This window comes from Paraglaciecola sp. 2405UD69-4, assembly GCF_047525415.1.
In the GTDB taxonomy this organism is placed as follows: domain Bacteria; phylum Pseudomonadota; class Gammaproteobacteria; order Enterobacterales; family Alteromonadaceae; genus Paraglaciecola.
In genome coordinates this window covers 585,356-607,229 of the sequence record NZ_JBLIXM010000001.1, presented here as the reverse complement: position 1 = coordinate 607,229, position 21,874 = coordinate 585,356, and the positions used below count along the sequence as shown (strand labels likewise).

General features: G+C 42.2%; 19 protein-coding genes and 1 riboswitch. Of the genes, 12 read left to right on the top strand and 7 right to left on the bottom strand.

The features are described from left to right. Positions 1 to 53 precede the first annotated feature (53 nt). Complete coding sequence (locus ACMUMK_RS02725) at positions 54 to 1,619, bottom strand: SulP family inorganic anion transporter (protein ID WP_414699586.1); 1,566 nt, start codon at positions 1,617 to 1,619, stop codon at positions 54 to 56. 157 nt (positions 1,620 to 1,776) lie between these two features. Next, a complete protein-coding gene (locus tag ACMUMK_RS02720; protein ID WP_414699585.1) occupies positions 1,777 to 2,397 on the bottom strand; it encodes an FKBP-type peptidyl-prolyl cis-trans isomerase in 621 nt (206 codons plus the stop codon). Between the two features lie 178 nt (positions 2,398 to 2,575). Between ACMUMK_RS02720 and ppc the strand changes: the two genes are divergently transcribed. Next, positions 2,576 to 5,197 (top strand): phosphoenolpyruvate carboxylase, encoded by a 2,622-nt coding sequence (gene ppc / locus ACMUMK_RS02715; protein ID WP_414699584.1) that lies wholly within the window; start codon positions 2,576 to 2,578, stop codon positions 5,195 to 5,197. A 199-nt stretch (positions 5,198 to 5,396) separates the two neighbouring features. Next, positions 5,397 to 7,352: an alpha/beta fold hydrolase gene (locus tag ACMUMK_RS02710; RefSeq protein ID WP_414699583.1), complete on the top strand. Its 1,956-nt coding sequence runs from the start codon at positions 5,397 to 5,399 to the stop codon at positions 7,350 to 7,352. A 61-nt stretch (positions 7,353 to 7,413) separates the two neighbouring features. Here ACMUMK_RS02710 and ACMUMK_RS02705 read toward each other — a convergent pair whose 3' ends face one another. Further along, positions 7,414 to 8,211, bottom strand: coding sequence for a PhzF family phenazine biosynthesis protein (locus ACMUMK_RS02705; RefSeq protein WP_414699582.1), 798 nt, complete (start codon positions 8,209 to 8,211; stop codon positions 7,414 to 7,416). Between the two features lie 223 nt (positions 8,212 to 8,434). After that, positions 8,435 to 8,540: riboswitch (TPP riboswitch) on the top strand. Positions 8,541 to 8,607: 67 nt separating this feature from the next. On the opposite strand from ACMUMK_RS02705, the gene thiD reads away from it, so the two are divergent. From thiD to ACMUMK_RS02655, 10 genes are all read left to right on the top strand, one after another. Then, positions 8,608 to 9,438, top strand: a complete 831-nt coding sequence (thiD, locus tag ACMUMK_RS02700) for a bifunctional hydroxymethylpyrimidine kinase/phosphomethylpyrimidine kinase (RefSeq protein WP_414699581.1) — start codon at positions 8,608 to 8,610, stop codon at positions 9,436 to 9,438. Beyond that, positions 9,435 to 10,451, top strand: coding sequence for a glycine oxidase ThiO (gene thiO, locus ACMUMK_RS02695; RefSeq protein WP_414699580.1), 1,017 nt, complete (start codon positions 9,435 to 9,437; stop codon positions 10,449 to 10,451). Before thiD ends, thiO begins: the two co-directional genes overlap by 4 nt. Before the next feature lie 12 nt (positions 10,452 to 10,463). Beyond that, on the top strand, positions 10,464 to 10,664 hold the full coding sequence (thiS, locus tag ACMUMK_RS02690) for a sulfur carrier protein ThiS (RefSeq protein WP_414699579.1): 201 nt from the start codon (positions 10,464 to 10,466) through the stop codon (positions 10,662 to 10,664). 2 nt (positions 10,665 to 10,666) lie between these two features. Then, positions 10,667 to 11,440, top strand: coding sequence for a thiazole synthase (locus ACMUMK_RS02685; RefSeq protein WP_414699578.1), 774 nt, complete (start codon positions 10,667 to 10,669; stop codon positions 11,438 to 11,440). A 7-nt stretch (positions 11,441 to 11,447) separates the two neighbouring features. Then, positions 11,448 to 12,068, top strand: a complete 621-nt coding sequence (locus ACMUMK_RS02680; protein ID WP_414699577.1) for a thiamine phosphate synthase — start codon at positions 11,448 to 11,450, stop codon at positions 12,066 to 12,068. Further along, on the top strand, positions 12,065 to 13,069 hold the full coding sequence (locus ACMUMK_RS02675) for a HesA/MoeB/ThiF family protein (RefSeq protein WP_414699576.1): 1,005 nt from the start codon (positions 12,065 to 12,067) through the stop codon (positions 13,067 to 13,069). The genes ACMUMK_RS02680 and ACMUMK_RS02675 overlap by 4 nt, the downstream gene beginning before the upstream one ends. Positions 13,070 to 13,123: 54 nt before the next feature. After that, entirely contained in the window at positions 13,124 to 13,819 is a 696-nt protein-coding gene (gene tenA, locus ACMUMK_RS02670) for a thiaminase II (protein WP_414699575.1), read from the top strand. 73 nt (positions 13,820 to 13,892) lie between these two features. Continuing rightward, positions 13,893 to 15,332 (top strand): sodium:solute symporter family transporter, encoded by a 1,440-nt coding sequence (locus tag ACMUMK_RS02665; protein WP_414699574.1) that lies wholly within the window; start codon positions 13,893 to 13,895, stop codon positions 15,330 to 15,332. Between the two features lie 160 nt (positions 15,333 to 15,492). Beyond that, on the top strand, positions 15,493 to 16,041 hold the full coding sequence (locus tag ACMUMK_RS02660) for a BON domain-containing protein (protein WP_414699573.1): 549 nt from the start codon (positions 15,493 to 15,495) through the stop codon (positions 16,039 to 16,041). Positions 16,042 to 16,282: 241 nt separating this feature from the next. Then, positions 16,283 to 17,053, top strand: coding sequence for a hypothetical protein (locus ACMUMK_RS02655; protein WP_414699572.1), 771 nt, complete (start codon positions 16,283 to 16,285; stop codon positions 17,051 to 17,053). Between the two features lie 396 nt (positions 17,054 to 17,449). Here the strand turns inward: ACMUMK_RS02655 and tuf are convergent, their stop codons facing one another. From tuf to rpsL, 4 genes are all read right to left on the bottom strand, one after another. Beyond that, a complete protein-coding gene (tuf, locus tag ACMUMK_RS02650; protein ID WP_414699571.1) occupies positions 17,450 to 18,634 on the bottom strand; it encodes an elongation factor Tu in 1,185 nt (394 codons plus the stop codon). Between the two features lie 75 nt (positions 18,635 to 18,709). Continuing rightward, entirely contained in the window at positions 18,710 to 20,812 is a 2,103-nt protein-coding gene (fusA, locus tag ACMUMK_RS02645; RefSeq protein WP_414699570.1) for an elongation factor G, read from the bottom strand. A gap of 12 nt (positions 20,813 to 20,824) precedes the next feature. Next, positions 20,825 to 21,295, bottom strand: a complete 471-nt coding sequence (gene rpsG / locus ACMUMK_RS02640; RefSeq protein ID WP_133471475.1) for a 30S ribosomal protein S7 — start codon at positions 21,293 to 21,295, stop codon at positions 20,825 to 20,827. A 76-nt stretch (positions 21,296 to 21,371) separates the two neighbouring features. Then, a complete protein-coding gene (gene rpsL, locus ACMUMK_RS02635) occupies positions 21,372 to 21,746 on the bottom strand; it encodes a 30S ribosomal protein S12 (RefSeq protein ID WP_007623100.1) in 375 nt (124 codons plus the stop codon). Between the last annotated feature and the right edge of the window lie 128 nt (positions 21,747 to 21,874).

Here is a 21,874-nt window from a genome sequence, read left to right as displayed (position 1 = left end):
TTTAATTACCAAATAAAATAAAGCCCAGACTCCGCTGGGCTTCAACTTAATAACTAACCTAACTTATTTGAGGCCACATGGTAACGGGGATCTTCATTTAAATTCATTTCTACATATTGTTGAGCTTTAGTCATTAACTGACGACACTCTGGGCTAATATGACGAATATGTAACTTCTTACCTTGTTCCTGATATTTATCAGCTAGGCTATCAATGGCATCGACCCCTGAAGAGTCCCATACTCTCGACTCTTTGAAATCAATGACCACATCTTGAGGGTCATTTTGCGGGTCAAATAGCTCTTTGAAGTGTAATACAGAGCCAAAAAATAGTGGCCCATCTAACTCATAAACTTTCCAACCATCTTCATCTTCGTGGGTACGAGCGTTTATATGTGTAGCGTGTTTCCATGCAAACACTAACGCAGAGACAATTACACCTACAATAACAGCTATGGCTAAATCTGCGATAACCGTTACCGCTGTGACTAAAAACAGCACAAAGGCATCTTCTTTATTTACGCCACGAATAATCTTAAACGAAGCCCATTCGAAGGTACCAATAACCACAATAAACATAACACCTACTAATGCAGCTAGGGGGATCATTTCAATCAAAGGAGCAGCAAACAAAATAAACCCAAGTAATACCACAGCTGCTGTAATACCAGATAAGCGGCCTCGCCCACCAGAATTAATATTAATCATACTTTGACCAATCATGGCACAACCGCCCATACCGCCAAAGAAACCATTAACTGTATTCGCTAAGCCTTGCCCCATGCACTCTCTGTTGCCTTGACCTCGGGTATTGGTCATTTCATCAATCAAAGACAGCGTTAACAAAGATTCAATTAAACCAATTAACGCAATGATTACAGCTGTGGGTAAAATGATATAGAGGGTTTCAAAAGTGAAAGGCACCATGGGAATAGCAAAGGTAGGTAATTCACCGGCAAGAGTAGCCGCTGCTTTTTGATCTTCTGGCAACATATCACGAACAAAATCGATTACCGTTCTGGCTTCTAAGTCTAACATTTGCACTAACACAGTCACGCCGACTATTGCGACAAGAGAAGCGGGTACAGCTGTGGTTAACTTAGGCAAAAAGAAAATAATAGCCATAGTTAACAGCACTAAACCTAACATGATGTAAAGAGCTTCACCTTGCATCCACACTGAGTTACCTAGTGCATCTAACACTTTAAATTGCCCTAATTGGGCGAGAAAAATAACAATGGCAAGGCCGTTTACAAATCCCAACATGACAGGATATGGCACTAAGCGGATAAACTTACCTAACTTACATATTCCGGCTAGAATTTGTATTAAACCAGCAAGCAAAACTGCAGCAAACAAATATTGGATACCGTATTGTGCAACTAATGCCACCATTACAACGGCTGTTGCACCAGTCGCACCAGAAATCATTCCTGGTCTACCACCTGCTATAGAGGTGATTAACCCCATCATAAATGCTGCATACAAACCCACCATAGGTTCAACGCCTGCAACAAAAGCAAAGGCGACAGCCTCTGGTACCAAAGCTAAAGCAACTGTGATCCCTGACAACACGTCATTTTTCACTGTTCCGTCTTTACTGGTAATCAAATTAAACATCTAACTTTCCACTATCAGGGTTATAAAAACAAAGATGCGCAGGTTACCAGAATTTGCAAAAATATTCTTTTAACAGTTTGTTAAATAGATAGAATTTAGGCATAAAAAAGACCGGATAACCGGCCTTTTTTGTATGACTAGTTTTAAACGCTCAAAACTAAGCCACTATGTCCAATAACTCAACGTCAAAAATTAGTGTGCTATGAGGACCAATCGCGCCACCAGCACCTTGCTCGCCATATGCTAATTCAGCAGGAACGTGTAGTTTTAATTTAGTCCCAACTTTCATTAGTTGCAGTGCTTCAGTCCAACCTTTGATAACCCCATTTACAGGGAATTCAGCAGGCTGACCACGGTCATAAGAACTGTCAAACACAGTACCGTCTAAAAGTGTACCGTGATAATGAGTACGTACTGTTGAAGTTGGGGCAGGAACATCGCCATCACCTTGAGTGATCACTTCGTACTGAAGACCACTTTCTGTCACTGTCACTTCATCACGCTTAGCGTTTTCTGCTAAGTATGCTTCACCTTCAGCAATCACACCTGCAAATTGCTCAGCTTTTGCTGCTTGCATGCGCTCATGAATTTCGTTGAAAGCAACACGTAAGGTATCGTTGTCAACTTGGGCTGCTTTTTTCTCAAAAGCATCGGCTAAACCAGCTTGAACAGCTGAAATATCTAAACCTTCAAATGGGTTACCCGCTAATTGCTCGCCCATTTGTAAACCAATACCGTAACTTGCTTGTGTTTCTACTGTAGAAAATTTATCTGACACTATAACTCCTAACTTGCCCCCTCAACTATTTAGAATTGAGTGAATGGCACTTTGCTAAAAAATGGAAGTATATCGGTAAACGTCACTAAAAAGTATATTTTAGAGCGTAATTGCTTAGACAAATAGTTTACATGTCAGTATCGTATAAATTGCTTATTAATTAGTAATGGAGACGAATGTGTCACAAGTTTTAGATTCTCAATTAACAGGAACAGTTCGAAACCTAGGCGCTGTGTTGGGCGACACTATCCGTGAACAGCTTGGCGAAGACTGGCTAGAAAGAATTGAAGCCGTAAGAAAAGATGGGCGAAAAGCACACCAAGGCGATGAAGAAGCAGCTAAACGCGTGAAACAACTTTTTAGTGAGCTAAAAAATGAAGAGTTGCTCACCGTTGGTCGCGCATTCTCACAATTTTTAAATCTGGCAAATATTGCAGAGCAAGAATTCAATAGTAACAATGACCAAAACGATCCTATTGATACATTATTTAGCCACTTAGACGATGCGGGTATTCAAGCAGAAACCTTTGAAAAAGCCCTTGAACACTTAAACATTGAGCTGGTTTTAACAGCTCACCCTACAGAGGTTACACGTAGAACCCTGATACATAAACATAGCGAACTTGCTAAGTGTTTAAGTAAAGTACATGAATCTGAAGTCTCTGAAACCCAAAGAAGCAAGATTGAAACTCGCATAGCAGAGCTTATTAGCCAAGCTTGGCACACAGAAGAAATTCGTACTATTCGACCTACACCTGTAGATGAAGCACGCTGGGGATTCTCTGTGATTGAGAATTCTTTATGGGAAGCAGTGCCAGACTTTATCCGCGAACTCGACAAACGCTTTGTAGATAAATTTGATTTATCTATTCCGTTAGATGTATCTCCCGTTAAATTTGGCTCATGGATGGGTGGCGACAGAGACGGTAATCCTTTTGTAACGTCAAAAGTAACAGAGCAAGTTTTACTATTGGCTCGCAAACGTGCAGCAAAACTATTTGCTCAAGACATAGATTTTCTGCAAGTTGAATTATCTATGAGCGACTGCAACGATGCACTAAGAGCACAAGTTGGAGACGTACTTGAGCCATACCGAGCAGTATTAAGACCGCTACTAGATAAACTCTTAAACACCAAAGAAGGTATTACAGAGAAGCTTAAAGGCAACACTGTTGACACAAGTGATTGGATTTCTGATAAAGAAGAATTACTTGCACCATTAATGGCGTGTTACGAGTCATTGCAAGCCTGTGGCATGACAGTTATAGCTCAAGGCCATTTACAAGACACCATACGCCGAGTGCATTGTTTTGGTGTACATCTATTGAAGTTAGATGTTCGTCAAGATTCAGAGAGACATTCAGATGTATTTGCTGAACTTACCCGTTACTTAGGTTTAGGTGATTACAGCCAATGGAGTGAAGAAGACAAGCAAGCTTTCTTACTGAAAGAATTAGGCTCTAAACGCCCATTGTTCCCTGCTACTTGGCAGCCAAGTGCAGATGTCCAAGAAGTAATTGATACCTGTAAAGTCATCTCTGAAAACGGTAAAGACGGCTTTGGTATTTACATTATATCTATGGCAAGTCTTCCTTCAGATGTGCTTAGCGTAAACTTGTTACTGAAAGAGCTAGGTGTAACTTGGCCTATGCCAGTTGCTCCATTATTCGAAACACTAGACGATTTGAATGCAGCTGCCAGCGTAACGAAAAAACTATTCTCTATTGATTGGTATCGTGGCTACATTCAGGGTAAACAACACATAATGATTGGTTACTCAGACTCAGCTAAAGATGCAGGTGCTATGGCAGCTGGCTGGGCTCAGTATGAGTCACAAGAAGCCTTAGTTGCACTAGCTGAAGAGAACGACATTGAATTAACTTTATTCCACGGACGTGGCGGTACAATTGGACGAGGCGGCCTACCAGCCCATGCAGCCATTTTATCGCAACCACCTGGCTCATTAACCGGCGGATTTAGGGTAACAGAACAAGGTGAAACCATTCGTTATAAGTTTGGTATGCCTGTTTTAGCTCAGCGAAGCCTAGCGCTTTATGCAAGTGCAATATTAGAAGCACTAATACTGCCGCCACCAGCACCAGAACAAGAATGGCGTGAAGCTATCACCAAAATGGCTGCGGATGGTCGTGATAATTACCGCCAAATAGTGAGACACGACGAAAACTTTGTGCCTTACTTCCGCGTTGCAACTCCAGAACAAGAGCTAGGTAAATTACCATTAGGTAGTCGCCCGGCTAAACGTAAGCCAACAGGTGGTATTGAAAGTTTACGTGCTATTCCATGGATATTTGCATGGGCGCAAACTCGTATGGTTTTACCTTCTTGGTTAGGCACAATGAAAGCGGTACAAGCTTCTCTAGATGCTGGCAAAGGTGACACCATAAAAGACATGTTAGACAACTGGCCGTTTTTCTATTCTAGATTGTCAATGTTAGATATGGTGTTTGCAAAAGCGGCTCCTAACATCAGTAAAGAGTACGATGAAAGCCTAGTACCTGAAGAACTTAGGCACTTTGGAGATGCATTGCGCTCTGAGCTACAAATGAGCATAGATTTACTTCTCAAACTTTTAGATCAAAAGACAGTAATGGAAAGCGATCCTAAAGGTACAGAGTCGATGAATATACGTGCAGGTTACCTACAACCGCTACATTACCTTCAAATTGAATTGTTGAAGCGTATTAGGTTGTTAGATGATGAAGAGCATGACGCTACACTAGAGCGCGCTATGATGGTGACAATCGCTGGAATAGCCGTAGGTATGCGTAACACCGGCTAAATTTGCTTTAAAACATCTAAACCAACCTATTTACTGCCTTAGTAAATAGGTTGGTTTAATTTTAGTGAACTTCTTCCCCAAAACCATCCCCCGGGTCTTTATCAAAATCAGCCTTTATACCTAAGACTATCGAAATACCTAAAATTGATTTGCATTTAACATTTCCTTTGATAGATTGGTTAAAAAAGGAGCAGAATCAATGAAGATTACCACCACTATTTTATGTTTAATTGCTTTAATCCTATTAGGTTGCAATAAAGCCCCAAATAAACAGACTGTCGCTAATAAAACCGAAGCGGCTCCCCCCGTTAACGCACAACACTCGTTTCAAACTTATAGTGCCGAAGCGCTCTTTAATACCACTGCATACGTAATGGCTAACTCAGAAGGGTTTGCTATATCAAACGATGACAACACCCTATTAATATCGAGTGATGATACTGGGATATTCAACGCTTACTCTTTAAATTTAGATAGTGCTGAGCTAACCCAACTGACCCGCTCTGCCAACTCAGCTATCTTCGCAGAAAGTTACTTTCCAAATGATAATCGCTTCTTGTACACAGCAGATAACGGTGGTGATGAACTTAACCATATTTGGGTACAAGAGCTAGACGGAAAAGCTCTAGATCTAACACCAACAGCAAATACCAAAGCTTTGTTTTTAGGGTGGTCGGGTGATCAAGCGCGCTTTTATTTATTAACCAATGAGCGGGATCCAAAATCATTTGATTTATATGCATATAACGCTGACGACTATCATCGAGAGCTAATATTTCAAAACGATAATGCATTAAGCATTTCTGCTATTAGTAAAGATGGCCAATGGTTAGCAGCAGTTGAGCCAAGGACAAGTGCTGACGCAAATATCTACCTTAAAAACTTAACAACTGATGAAGACGCTAAACTCATTACTCCTCATCAAGGTAATATAAAGTATGGTGTTTACAGTTTTACTCCAGATAGTCAGCAGTTAGTTATCTCCACCGACGAGCATGGAGAATTTTATCAAGCTTGGTTATATGATTTAGCCTCAGCTAAAAAGCAAGCTTATGAAACAGCACAATGGGATGTAAGCTTTGTTGGCTTCTCCCAAACAGGGAGATACAAATATTCAGGGATTAACCAAGACGCTGAAACTAAGATCAAACTAACTGACATCACTACAGGAAAAGATGTAGAACTTCCAAATTTACCAGCCGGCAATATTATGAATGTCCGCTTTTCAAGTGATGACAAAAAAATAGCATTTTTACTCAATGGAGACACCAGCCCTAGCGATGTCTACACCATGAATATTGGCGATACCGCCAAACGTTTAACCTATGCCTTAAATGAAGAAATCGACCAAGCAAACTTAGTTGAAGCCCAAATAATTAGATACAAAAGTTTTGATGGTACAGAAATCCCCTCCACACTATACAAACCTAAGCAAGCCAGCGCTAAAAATAAAGTACCAGCAATAGTATTTGTTCATGGCGGTCCAGGGGGGCAAACCCGAAAAGGTTATTCAGCACTTATACAGCACCTAGTCAATCATGGTTATGCTGTACTTGGTGCTAACAACAGAGGCTCCTCAGGATACGGTAAATCATTTTTTCACATGGATGATAAAGCCCATGGCGAGGGCGACTTACAGGACATAGTGTGGGGTAGAAAATACTTGGAATCTTTAGAATGGGTTGATAAAGATAGTATAGGAGTAATGGGCGGCTCTTACGGAGGTTTTATGGTGGCAGCGGCCCTTGCATTCGAACCTGAAGTATTCGACGTTGGGATTAATATTTTTGGCGTGACCAACTGGGTTCGAACGCTTAAATCCATTCCACCATGGTGGGAGTCTTACAAAGAAGCATTATATGACGAGATGGGAGACCCAGCGACCGATGAAGAAAGACACAAACGTATTTCTCCTCTTTTTCATGCCCAAAACATCACCAAGCCACTCCTAGTGGTGCAAGGAGCTAACGACCCCAGAGTATTGCAAGTTGAAAGTGATGAGCTAGTGGCTGCCGTAAAAGAAAATAATGTACCTGTTGAGTATGTATTATTCCCAGATGAAGGCCATGGGTTTCTTATAAAAGCAAACCGTATAAAAGCGTCAAATGCGTACGTTGAATTTTTAAATACCTACTTAAAGAAAACCGAAAAATAAGCCAAAAAACTAAAACCTAACTTGATAACGTTTCACAAACCTTAACGTTATCAAGTTAGTGTTAGATAGTAATGCTCCCCGTTAGATATTGAACCGCATTTCCTGAAATCAGTACTCGATTGGAAGTCACCTTGCAATTAAGCACGCCACCGCGGCTAGAGGCTTGGTATGCTTTGAGCTCATTCTTACCTAAGCGCTGCCCCCAAAACGGAGCCAAACCGGCATGAATAGACCCTGTTACTGGGTCTTCATCACCACCGTTGGCAGGCCAAAAATACCTAGAAACAAAATCAAACTCTTGGCGCTCAGACACAGAAGTTACAACCACATCCAAAGGCGCAAGCTGCTTTAATTTGGCATTATCACGAACCACAGATAACACTTGTGACTCTGAAGCATACACAACAAAATAGGCCTGCTGATTACGGAAAACTTCGTTAGGTTCAATTGAAAGTCCAGATGTTAATGCGCCGGGCCAGGAGTCTATTTTCTCTGGCTTATTGTTAGGAAAGTCCATTTGAATTTCCCCATCACCTTTTTTAACTACGGGAAGCTTACCCACAGCTTTAGCAATAAAAGTTACAGTACTAAGCTCTGGAAATTTTTTGAATAAAACAAATGCTGAGGCCAGCGTAGCATGACCACAAAAATCAATTTCTGTGATGGGTGAGAACCAGCGAATTTGATAGCTATTAGCAGTATCTTTAACTAAGAAAGCCGTTTCAGAAAGGTTATTTTCTAAGGCAATAGACTGCATCTTTGAATCCGCTATCCAAGTGTCAGTTATAATAACTGCAGCCGGATTTCCTGCAAACACAGTATCAGTAAAAGCATCAATTATGTTTATTTCAAGTTCCACTTTATTCTCTATTTTCAACCTACTCTTAGGCTATTATTTAGGATTAGTAAGGCCTTGCCTATTAAAATATTTATGAAGGGCATCAAAGCAGTGATACACCCCCACAGCAAAATGTGGCCCAGCGCCCAATCATAATATTCGTCTACTGCAGCCACCCATAGCAAACACATTTATCGTCTAAGCAGCTTGTAAACTCGGATTAAGTCTTTTATTCTCTGTGGCAATTAGTCCGTCGGGGTGCCTATATTTTTAGGCTGAGAGATGAATATCATTAACCCGGTGAACCTGATCCGATTAGTATCGGCGTAGGGAACGGATATGCTGTATTTCAGCGTACTCTTTGCACACTTTCGTGCCTCCACACCCTATGTCGCTTAGTTAAATTTGGTGATATAGATGTCCGATTGTTCAATAGCTACACCTATCGCATTAACCATAGCAGGCTCAGACAGCGGTGGTGGTGCAGGTATTCAAGCCGACCTTAAAGGGTTTTCTGCAAATGGTGTATATGGCGCAAGTGTCATAACAGCCGTTACGGCTCAAAACACCCTCGAAGTATCCGCTGTACATGGTATCCCCATAGATATCGTTACCGCTCAAATTCTTGCTGTACTTAGCGACCTAGATGTTAAAGCCATTAAAATTGGCATGTTGTATTCTAGCGAATTAATAGAAGCCGTAGCCGAAGCCATAAAAGATTACCAAGGTTTAGTGGTGCTAGATCCTGTGATGATCGCCAAATCCGGTGACGCACTTTTACAAGAGGATGCTGTGCATGCGCTAAAAACCCTACTTATACCAAAGGTAGATTTACTTACGCCTAATTATCCAGAGGCTCTTGTTTTATTGGGTTTACCCGCTCAAGAGCAACTAGATGAAAGCCTGCTAACTGATTACGGCAAAAAACTGTTAGCACTAGGTCCTAAATACGTATTGCTTAAAGGGGGTCATGGCCAAGGCGATATATGTACCGATTTATTGATAACAGCGAATTCTGAAACAAGTGTCCTTAAAGCACCAAAGGTAGCGACTAAGAACACCCATGGAACAGGCTGCACCTATTCTGCAAGTATTGCAGCTTGGCTGGCTAAAGGTGTTGATATGCACCAAGCGGTTTCCTTGTCCCATAGTTATTTGCACCAAGCTATCTTAGCCGCTGACCAGCTAAATGTAGGTTCAGGCCACGGACCAGTGCATCACTTCCATCATCTGTGGAAGCAATTATGAGTACAGGCGTATTAGCCCAAAAGCCAGAGCAGATCACTGTACTAGGGGGCGGAGTAGCCGGCCTTTGTGTGGCAACTGAGTTAGTAAATAAAGGCTTAACAATTACTGTACTAGAGCGCCAATTAGCGCCCGGACCTGGATCTACCTCTTGGTGGGCGGGTGGAATGCTTGCGCCTTTTTGTGAGGCAGAAAGTGCTGAAGAAGCGGTAGTTAGATATGGACAAAAAGCTGCAAAGTGGTGGCAAGACAATACAGAGCTGGTCAAGCAGCAAGGCTCCATGGTTTTGGCTTTAGGCCGGGATCAAGCCGACTTACAACGCTTTGCTAAACGTACTCAAAATTATGATGTATTGGATGCAGCAGGTATAGCAGCATTAGAGCCTGACCTAGCCCCAAAATTTTCAAAGGCTTTGTATTACCCTTCTGAAGCCCATTTATCACCAAGAGAAGCCCTTAGCACCCTAAAAGAAAAGCTAGTTGCAAAAGGCGTTAAATTTGTACATGAGACTGCTGAGCCTGAAGCCTTGTCCCACGACTCTTTAGTAATTGATTGCAGAGGAATTGAAGCGAAACCCGATATTTCAGACCTTAGGGGTGTAAAAGGTGAAATGTTAATTCTTAACTGTCCTGACGTGCAGCTTCACAGGCCTATTAGACTACTCCACCCTAGGATCCCTTTATACATAGTACCTAGGGGAGATGGTATCTACATGCTAGGTGCGACTATGGTAGAAAGTAACGCCAAAAAGCATGCTACAGCTCGCTCTGTTATGGAGTTACTCAACTCAGCTTATGCCCTCAATCCAGCTTTTGGCGAAGCAGAAATATTAGAAATAGGTGTAAATAGCCGCCCAGCTTTTGCTGACAACTTACCTAAAATTCGCCATAAAAATAACGTTATTAGTGCCAATGGTTTGTATCGCCATGGCTTTTTACTGGCCCCCACATTGGCACAAATGGTTGCAGATTATATTTATCACGGTTCTAAGCCCGAATGGTTTGAGCCTTCATAGAAGATTTAAAAAATGAAAACAATACAACTAAATAGTCATGATATCGAAAGCCAATCAGAACATTTGGCCGAGCTACTGATTGAGCAAGGTTATGGAGGCTCCATTGTCGCTACAGCAGTGAACGGCGAGTTTGTCCCCCAAGGAAATAGGGCAAATACACAACTACAAAATGGCGACCGAGTTGAAGTTCTTGCGCCTATGCAAGGAGGTTAGCAATGAAAACATTTTATGGCGTGCAGCTAGACACACCTTTCATGCTAGGTACGGCTCAGTACCCTTCTCCCGCTATTTTAAAGCGCGCTTTTGAAAAAAGTCGTGCAAGTGTCGCAACTGTATCTTTAAGGCGAGAAGCCAGTGGTGATAAAGCAGGGCAAGATTTTTGGCAGCTCATCAAAGAGCTAAAGGTACGTGTTTTACCAAATACTGCAGGCTGTCATACGGTAAAAGAAGCGGTCACCACAGCACACATGGCGCGGGAGATTTTTAATACCCCTTGGATAAAACTAGAAGTAATAGGTGAAGAAGACACCTTGCAGCCTGATGTATTTGGCCTAGTAGAAGCCGCTCGCATTCTCACGGAAGACGGATTTCAAGTGTTCCCGTATACAACAGAAGACCTAGTGGTAGCTGACAAGCTCGTCAATGCAGGCTGCCAAGTATTGATGCCTTGGGGCGCACCTATTGGCTCAGGAATGGGGCTAAATAATGTATTTGGACTACGCGCCCTTCGAGCTCACTTTCCAGATATTCCTTTGGTTGTGGATGCAGGATTAGGCTTACCCAGCCAAGCTGCACAAGCCATGGAGTTAGGGTTAGACGCCATACTTTTAAACACTGCGGTATCTAAAGCCGGAGACCCTGCAATGATGGCCGAAGCATTTTCTTTAGCTATTCGTGCAGGACAACTTGCAGCTCAGGCAGATCCTATGGAAGTACGAGATATGGCTGCCCCTTCCACTCCTTTGCTCGGCAAAGCATTTTTGGACTAAATACCCTATGAATTTAAGTCGTTTTTACCCCATATTTAATAGCTACGATTGGCTAGAGCGCTTGGTGCCACTTGGTATAAAGCTAGTACAACTGCGTATAAAGGACAGCAGTGAGCCCGATATTCGCGCCCAAATCATTAAAGCCAAAGCCTTATGTGAACAACATAATTGCACCTTAGTTATTAACGACTACTGGCAATTAGCCATCGAATTAGGCTGTGAATGGATCCACCTAGGCCAAGAAGACTTAGAAATAGCAGATATAGATAAAATCAAACAAGCCGGATTAAAGTTAGGCATAAGCACCCATGACTATGACGAACTAGATTTAGCTAAGCAATTAAATCCTGATTACATTGCCCTTGGCCCTGTCTACCCCACCATTTTGAAGAAAATGAAATGGCATCAACAGGGATTAGAAAAAGTAACCGAATGGAAGCAAAAACTCGGCACAACGCCACTAGTGGCAATAGGCGGTATATCGGTGGCAAGAGCAGAAGGAGCCTTTGCTGCTGGCGCAGATATAGTAGCAGCAGTTACTGACATCACTTTGCATAGTAGCCCAGAGCAACGGGTAACAGAATGGCTTGAAGCTTGTACTTATGAGCTGCCAAAGGCGCAGTCATGAGCATTCTTGAAACTAACCGCTACATACGTCAAACCTGCTTAGCTGAAGTGGGCGAAAGTGGTCAAAAAGTTATAGCCAACGCACATATTTTAGTGGTTGGCGCAGGAGGTTTAGGCTGTGCAGTTTTACCCTACTTAGCAACAGCTGGCGTGGGTAATATCAGTATTGTGGATGGCGATAGAGTGTCACTGTCTAATTTACATAGGCAAGTATTGTATCGAGAAGCCGATGTAAACCAGCCTAAAGTGCTCTGCGCAAAAAACCATCTACACGCGTTAAATAAAGACTGTAATATTACCCATCACTTCATGTCTCTTACTCCAAGTAATGTTGCCAAGTTATGTGATGGTGTAGATATAGTTTTAGATTGCGCCGACAACTTTGCAGTGAGCTATATGCTCTCAGATTACTGTCATGAAGCATCCATAAAATTAGTTTCAGCTTCAGCACTTGGCTTTACTGGCTATGTAGGCGGCTTTTGCGGTAAGGCGCCTTCTTTACGAGCGGTTTTTCCTGAGCTACCACAGCGAGCACAAAACTGCTCATCGGCGGGCGTAATGGGGCCTGTAGTAGGCGCAGTTGGCTGCATTCAATCCCAGTATGCATTGAATATACTTTTAGACATATCCCCTTCTCCACTTGGACAGCTACTTTCTATCGACTTACAAAATCTTCGCCAAAGTGCATTTCGGTTTGATGATGCTCCGGAGCCACCCGCTGCCCAGCAATTGAGTTTTATTGATGCAGCAAACATAAATCCACAAGACTGGGTAGTTGACTTAAGAGGCCTAGAGGCACAAAGCGCCCCCAGTACCCAAATTACAGAAGTGCTGCACCATACGATAGAGGATTTTCAATCAGAAGGTCCCAAACCTGGCCCCCAACAGCGAGCTGTCATGGTTTGCCGCACTGGGCTAACAGCTTGGCGAGCCGCTCGATTATTACAAGATTATTGGCAAGGCAATATTTGCCTAATAGCTATGCATGAGAATCCTTTGTAGTGATGCACTAAAGAATCTCAACACATTTACTTAACTAAACAAGATGGCAATAAAATGACGACCAAAATACCCAATTACGGAAAGACCTTCGCTCTTATGAGAGAGGGATGTAAAACACAGTGGCACGACTACATTACCCACGACTTTGTTAACGGCCTAGCCGATGGCTCACTGCCTCAAGAAGCCTTCTTACAATATATGGTGCAAGATTATGTCTATCTAACCCATTATGCTCGCGCTTGGGCTTTAGGCGTTGTAAAGGCTGAATCTCCCGAAGAAATGCGTTTATGTGCAGCCACAGTAGACTCGCTTATTAACCGAGAGTTTTCTTTGCATATCAAAACCTGTGCTGCCCAAGGCATAGATGAAATGTCTTTATTTAACGCTAAAGAAGAGCTAGAGACAGTCGCCTACACTCGCTATGTATTGGACTCTGGCTTACAAGGCGACTTCTTAGACTTAATTTTAGCCCTTGCTCCCTGTGCGTTTGGATATGGTGAAATAGGCCTGCGCTTACAAGATAGCGTTTACCCAGGACACCCCTACGAGAACTGGATAAATACATACTGCGGAGAAAACTTTCAGAACGTCTGCGTGGAAGTAGGCCACTTAGTTGATTTAGCTATTGCTAGTCGTATTGGTGATAACCCAGAAAAAAGCCCTCGCTGGAATAAAATGCAAGCCCGCTTTACTAAAGCCACCGAGCTAGAGTCTCAGTTTTGGAGTATGGGTCTACGAGCAGGAAAATAACCCCTGCTTGTTGAGTATTTATTAAGAACAAGATCTGCCTGCAAGGTTAACAACTTACATCATAGGAATCGTTTTGCTTAATTCAAACACAGCCATACTTTGGCTATCTTTTTTTGCTGCTGTATTTGCTGTTGCAGGTCTTGTATTTGCTCGTCGTCATCAAGGAGACTTAGAAGAATTTATTGTGGCACGTAATAGTCAAACCAGTCACGCCACCTTTTTAACCCTACTCGCCACAACTATGGGTACTTGGGTGTTATTTGGCCCAGCAGAGTCAGCCACTTGGGGAGGCATAGGTGCAATACTTGGCTACGCATTAGGGACCCTAATACCCAGCTTAATTATGATCCCCCTAGGCACCAGAATAAGAGAAATCATGCCTACAGGCCATACCTTAACCGAGTTTGTGCGCGCTCGATATGGCCGCTCTGTATATTTATGTGTGCTATTTATTATGTTGTTTTATCTTTTTATTGGACTTTCTGCGGGGCTCACTGGCATTGCACAAATGGTTGCATTGTTAGCGCCTGTACCGCTGTGGGTAACCGCATCTATTGTAATGCTTTCCACCTTACTCTATACCTTATACGGCGGCTTAAAAGTCACAATTTTTACAGATCGTATGCAAATGCTGGTCATACTCCCTTTTATTATTCTGATGTTTGTTTTAGGTTGGCAAGCTACTGGTGGTTTGGCACCAGTAATAGATGGGTTAAAAGAAAAAGCGCCGCAACTACTCAACCCCTTTGACAGCCAAGGCATGGAAACTGGAGCTACTTTTTTCTTAGCAGTATCTTTAACCGGTTTATTTTATCAAGGCACTTGGCAACGTATATTTGCAGCCAAAACAGATAAGGTTATACGAAATAGCTTTATATTAAGTGGGCTGGTTAGCTTCCCTATTCTGATTGCATTTGGTTTATTTGGGTTAGCCTTTGTAGGCCTATCACTTCCAGGATCTGGTTCTACAGCGCTGTTTAGTGTTGTTCTAGATAACGCCCCCAGCTGGTTATTAGTAGGTATGATATTTTTCGGTCTAGCACTTATTATGAGTAGTGCAGACTCCACTATAAGTAGTTTTCATAGCCTATTTATTGTCGACCTTAATCGCCTCTTTCCCTCCCTTACACAACACAAATTAACCTTAACATCCCGTTTGTTAATTGTTTTGATATCGGTACTAGCCTTACTGGTTGCCGCTAAAGGTTATAGCATTTTGTATCTGTTTCTATTGGCTGATTTACTATGCTGTGCTGCCGCATTCCCGGTATTTTTTGGCTTTTATAATAGCCGCTATCAAAACTACCAAGCGCTGATTAGCATCATAGGGGGATTAATAGCAGGCTTACTATATTTTCCGAAACCCGGAGAGCCCATAGCGTTCTTATTTGAATCCTTCTTATTAGCTACCCTTACTCCCGTAGCTACTTCCTTAGTTTTACTATCACTACCAAGCAAAAAGTCTTTCGACTTTTCAATCATTCATAAAACAATCAACAAAATAGGTGGTTAAACCATAATCACATGAAATTTTTACATTTTAACGGGTAGTGGTTACATAGGTAGTCAATATCCAAAATTGGAACAAACCAACAAAACATATAAAAATCAATATCTTACATATTGGCATTGAACTGGCATTAACCCATGTGAACTTTAAACAGGAGAAAAATATGAAACGTACAAGTCTTTCACTATTAATCGCAACTGTTATTAGTACAGCCTCTTTCACAGCAAGTGCTGAAAATACTTGGAAAGAAGAGGCAAAGGATGCATGGCTTGATGGCAAAGCTGAATCAACCTTGCTATTTAATGGAAACTTAAACTCATTCGATATCAATACCGACGTACAAAACGGTACTGTTATATTAACTGGTAAAGTAGATACATCAGTAGACAAAGCATTAGCCGAAGAGCTGGTTTCGTCTCTAGATGGTGTAGAAGAAGTTGAGAACGAACTGACAATAGTTTCACCAGAGCCTGATGCAGACGACGAGATGATGCAAGATTTAAAAGACTCTAAGGTAGAAACTGTCGTTAAAACTCGATTACTATTTGAATCTGAAGTAAGTGGATTGGATATAGAAGTCGAAGTTGACGAAGGTGTAGTCACCTTAGCAGGTACAGTAACCACCGACTCAGAACGTCAATTGGCCATCGCCATAGCGGAAAACACTGAAGATGTATCAAAAGTCGTTAATAAACTGACGTTAGAAATCTAGAAAATACGGCCCCTTTTTAAGGGGCTTTTCTTTAAATACCCTAAAACGAACTCCACTACCCCTTCATTTAATAGCTGTTATTTCCCCGCTCCTTGACAGAGCAATTGAAACCCCTTACAAATATGAGTTCACATAACCTAAAGTTTAAAAATTCATTTCTGAACTAGTTAACGCTCAACAGCTAAAGCCCATATAAGTGCATTTCTTTGGACCGCCCTAGTACAATTTTAAGGATGTAAAAATGTCGATCTTATATAATAAAAAGTCCTTCCATAGAGCTAAGTATCTATGCTTTAGTTTACTATTCGCTATTCTCTTTGTAGGATGCAACAGCACGCAAGACCTAAATCCCAACAGTAAATCTAGTCATCAACTCTCTATCAATGCAACTAAGGACTTAACTGATCGAATCGCTATTTCAGCAAACGTGAATTATCAGTCAGGAAGCGCAAAAGAAAGCTTTAATAAGGAAAGTGACACCGTTCAAATTGATGATACCCGCTTTGTGGGTACTCCTAGTGATCCAGTGGATCTAAATTATGACTTTGACTTAGTTACCAGCAAGCTTCTATTAGACTTTTACACAGTAAAAGGTGGGTTTTATGAGCTCACCATTTCTCCAGGGTTGAGTTACGTAAGCTACGACTTAGACTTCAACGTTAATGAAGAACAATATTTTACAAAAAAGGTAAATAGCATCGGCTACGGGCTCCAGATCAATAATAGATTCGCATTAAGCGATAAGCTGAGTATTAACCTAAACGTAGCTCACTTTGCCACAGAATCAGATGAGATAGGCTATCTGAGTCTATATAGAGCTTCATTAGATTATGCAGTTTACAAGAACTTAACCCTAGGCCTTGGCTACCAATTTACTAATGTGGGTGACCCATCTAACAATCACAATAATGGCGATAATTGTGACGAAACTGCAGTAGCCGAAGAATGTAAAAACTCGGAAATAGATCTAGAAGCTCAAGGTTTACTACTAAGTCTAAAATACCTTTTTTAGTATAATCTAAAGTAATAAAAAGGATGGTTTTAGTTTCCTTTTAAACACTCCTATTTAATTTATTTCCAGACACAAAAAAGGCTCCCGAGGGAGCCTTTTTCAATCAATAACTAAATATTAGTCAAGGATTTTAGCAACAACACCCGCAGATATGACCGTAAGGAATTGCATAAATGCCGAGCATACAGGGGTTGTAATTATCGGCCTATAAGGCCACGTGACTCTGGGCATCCTGCCCTACACCCTTCGGGCCATGCTGCGCATGTTCTATTTTGTTTCGACGAGCCGGCCCTCCGGAAAATAGTCACGGAGGTATCCATTCAGGGTACCGTACAGAAGCTACGGGCAATAAAAAAGGCCACCTAAGTGACCTTTCTTGAATTGCTTAATTTAGAACTAGTCTAAAATCTTAGCAACAACACCCGCACCTACTGTACGGCCACCTTCACGGATTGCGAAGCGTAAACCTTCGTCCATCGCGATTGGGTTGATAAGCTCTACTTTGAACTTAAGGTTGTCACCTGGCATTACCATTTCTACGCCTTCAGGAAGCTCTACTGCACCTGTTACGTCAGTTGTACGGAAGTAGAACTGTGGACGGTAGCCTTTGAAGAATGGAGTATGACGGCCACCTTCATCTTTAGACAATACATATACTTCTGCTTCGAAGTTAGTGTGTGGGTTGATTGAACCTGGCTTAGCTAATACTTGACCACGCTCTACGTCTTCACGCTTAGTACCACGTAACAACGCACCAACGTTCTCACCAGCACGACCTTCGTCAAGAAGCTTACGGAACATCTCTACACCAGTACAAGTTGACTTAGTTGTCTCTTTGATACCTACGATTTCTACTTCGTCACCTGTGCGTAAAATTCCACGCTCAACACGACCTGTTACAACCGTACCACGACCTGAAATTGAGAATACATCTTCAATTGGAAGTAGGAAAGGCTTGTCAACGTCACGCTCTGGCTCTGGGATGTATGAATCTAGCGCTTCTGCTAGTTCAACAATCTTCGCTTCCCATTCTGCTTCGCCTTCAAGGGCTTTAAGAGCAGAACCTTGGATTACTGGTAAGTCGTCACCTGGGAATTCGTATTCTGAAAGTAATTCACGTACTTCCATTTCTACTAATTCTAGTAATTCTTCGTCGTCTACCATGTCACATTTGTTCATGAAAACAACCATGTAAGGTACGCCAACCTGACGGCCTAACAAGATGTGCTCACGTGTTTGTGGCATAGGACCATCTGTAGCTGCAACAACTAGGATTGCGCCGTCCATTTGAGCAGCACCAGTGATCATGTTTTTAACATAATCGGCGTGACCAGGACAATCTACGTGGGCATAGTGACGTGTTGGAGTATCATATTCAACGTGAGACGTTGAAATTGTGATACCACGCTCACGCTCTTCTGGAGCGTTATCGATTTGATCAAATGCAGATGCATCGCCACCGTAAGTTTTTGCCAATACAGTTGTGATTGCAGCTGTTAATGTGGTTTTACCGTGGTCAACGTGGCCAATAGTACCTACGTTTACATGCGGTTTAGTACGTTCAAACTTTTCTTTTGCCATTTTACTGGTTTCCTAGTTAAAAGTCCGGCCCCTACCCTAATGGAATAGATAACCGGACCAGACCTTCATTAAGATTTACAGTCGCGACTCGGAGATGGCTTTTGCCACCGCATTAGACGCTTCTGCGTAATTAAAAAATTCCATAGAGTATGAGGCTCTACCCTGAGTTGCACTACGCAAATCAGTAGCATAACCAAACATTTCTGATAACGGTACTTTTGCATGTATAATTTTTATACCTGCAACACCATCATCCATGCCTTCAATCATACCGCGGCGCCTGTTAAGGTCACCGACTACGTCACCCATCCAGTCTTCTGGAGTGGTAACTTCAACTTTCATGGTTGGCTCAAGTAAAACAGGATTTGCTTCTGCAGCTCCTTTCTTGAATCCCATCGACCCAGCGATTTTAAACGCCATTTCTGAAGAGTCAACATCATGATAAGAACCGTCGTATAAAGTTACTTTTACATCAAGTACCGGATACCCAGCTACTACACCACTTTGCATTTGTTGTTGAATACCTTTATCAACTGCAGGAATGAATTCTTTTGGAACCACACCACCTACTATTTCGTTAATAAATTCGTATCCAGCGCCTTCTTCATTAGGTTCGAGCTTCAACCAAACGTGACCATACTGGCCTTTACCGCCTGATTGACGAACAAACTTACCTTCAACTTCAACGCTAGAGCGTATTGTCTCACGGTAAGCAACTTGTGGTTTACCTACATTACAGTCAACACCAAACTCACGTTTCATTCTGTCGACAATGATATCAAGGTGCAGTTCACCCATACCCGATATAATTGTTTGTGCAGTTTCTTCGTCGGTGTTTACCTTGAAAGATGGGTCTTCTGCCGCTAGCTTACTAAGGGCAATAGCCATTTTTTCTTGGTCTGGCTGAGATCTAGGCTCTACTGCTATAGAAATTACCGGTTCTGGGAATTCCATACGCTCAAGGGTAATAACATGATCTGGATCACATAAAGTGTCACCCGTCGTCACATCTTTTAGCCCTATAGCGGCAGCAATATCTCCTGCTCTTACTTCTTTAAGCTCTTCTCTATCTTTGGCATGCATTTGAACAATACGTCCAAAGCGCTCTCGTTTACCTTTTACAGGGTTGTAAACGGCATCACCAGAGTTAACCACACCAGAGTAACAACGAAAGAAGGTTAACGTCCCGACAAATGGGTCTGTAGCAATTTTAAATGCTAAAGCTGAAAAAGGAGCATTGTCATCCGCTGGACGCTCTGCTTCCGTTTCATTTTTGTCGTTTAGTACACCTGTAATTGCTGGCACATCCATTGGAGCAGGTAAAAACTCGATTACAGAATCAAGTACTGCCTGAACACCTTTGTTTTTAAATGCCGAGCCACAGGTTGCAAGAACAATTTCATTAGCAAGTGTACGCTTTCGTAAGCCAAATTTGATTTCGTCTTCGGTAAGGTCAATACCTTCCAAATATTTATCCATTAACTCATCGGTAGCTTCAGCTGCAGCTTCAACCAACTCAGTGCGAAGTTCTTCAGCACGGTCGATTAAATCAGCAGGAATTTCTTCGTAGGTAAACGTCATACCTTGATCAGATTCATTCCAATTAATGGCTTTCATCTTGATAAGATCAACAACACCTTTAAAGGTTTCTTCGGCACCAATATTTAAATGGATAGGAACGCAATTAGCCCCTAAACGATTTTTAATTTGCTTTACTACGCGCTCAAAGTCTGCACCTGCTCTGTCCATCTTGTTAACAAATACCATACGAGGAACGTGATATTTGTCAGCTTGACGCCAGACAGTTTCAGATTGAGGTTCTACACCAGAGGAACCACAAAAAACCACTACCGCACCATCAAGTACCCTAAGAGAACGTTCAACTTCAATTGTGAAGTCTACGTGCCCAGGAGTATCTATAATATTGATACGGTGTTGATCATATTGCTTGTTCATGCCCGACCAGAAACAGGTCGTGGCAGCCGATGTAATGGTTATGCCGCGCTCTTGTTCTTGTTCCATCCAATCCATGGTGGCTGCGCCATCATGGACTTCACCGATCTTATGAGAAAGACCGGTGTAGAAAAGAACACGTTCAGTGGTGGTAGTTTTACCAGCATCAACGTGGGCGACAATACCAATATTACGGTAACGCTCAAGGGGCGTTTTACGAGCCATAGCTTTCTCTTATTACCAACGGTAGTGAGCGAATGCTTTGTTAGCTTCGGCCATACGGTGAACGTCTTCACGTTTCTTAACCGCAGAACCTTTGTTTTCAGCAGCGTCGAGCATTTCAGCTGCAAGGCGTTGAGCCATTGATTTTTCACCACGCTTACGGGCAGCGTCAACTAACCAACGCATACCTAGAGCATTTCGACGAACTGGACGTACTTCTACTGGCACTTGATAAGTAGAACCACCAACACGACGAGATTTAACCTCTACCGTAGGGCGGATATTGTCCAACGCATCTTCAAATATGTCTAAGTGTGCTTTGTCAGCTTTAGAAGCAACAATATCTAGCGCACCGTAAACGATTTTTTCAGCAGTCGATTTCTTGCCGTCTAACATCACGACATTCATAAATTTAGCTAATAACTCTGATCCGAACTTAGGATCTGGTAGGATTTTACGTTGTCCTACGACTCTTCTTCTTGGCATCTCAATTCTCCGTAGAATTCAGGGGATTCCCAAAACTCAATTAATACTATAGTTTGGCCTTACTAACGGAGAACCGTTAAGACTTAGGCCTTTTTGCGCCGTACTTAGAACGGCCAGCGCGACGATCACTTACACCAGCACAATCTAATGTACCGCGAACTGTGTGATAACGAACACCTGGTAAATCTTTAACACGACCACCACGAATAAGAACAACACTGTGCTCTTGTAGGTTGTGACCTTCTCCACCGATATATGAAGATACTTCAAAACCGTTGGTTAAACGAACACGACATACTTTACGTAATGCAGAGTTCGGCTTCTTTGGTGTGGTTGTATATACACGAGTACATACTCCACGACGTTGTGGACAGGCCTGCAAAGCCGCGACGTTGCTCTTCGTCGCAGGTTGTTTGCGTGGCTTGCGCACTAACTGGTTAACTGTTGCCATTAACAAGCTCCTGATTAAAATTACGACTGTTTGCCCTTTTATTAGGGCGTAAAACGCGAAAAATCCGCGAGCCTTAATTAAGTGATGAAATCATCACCAAATTTCGGGTCGCGGAAGTCTAATGATCA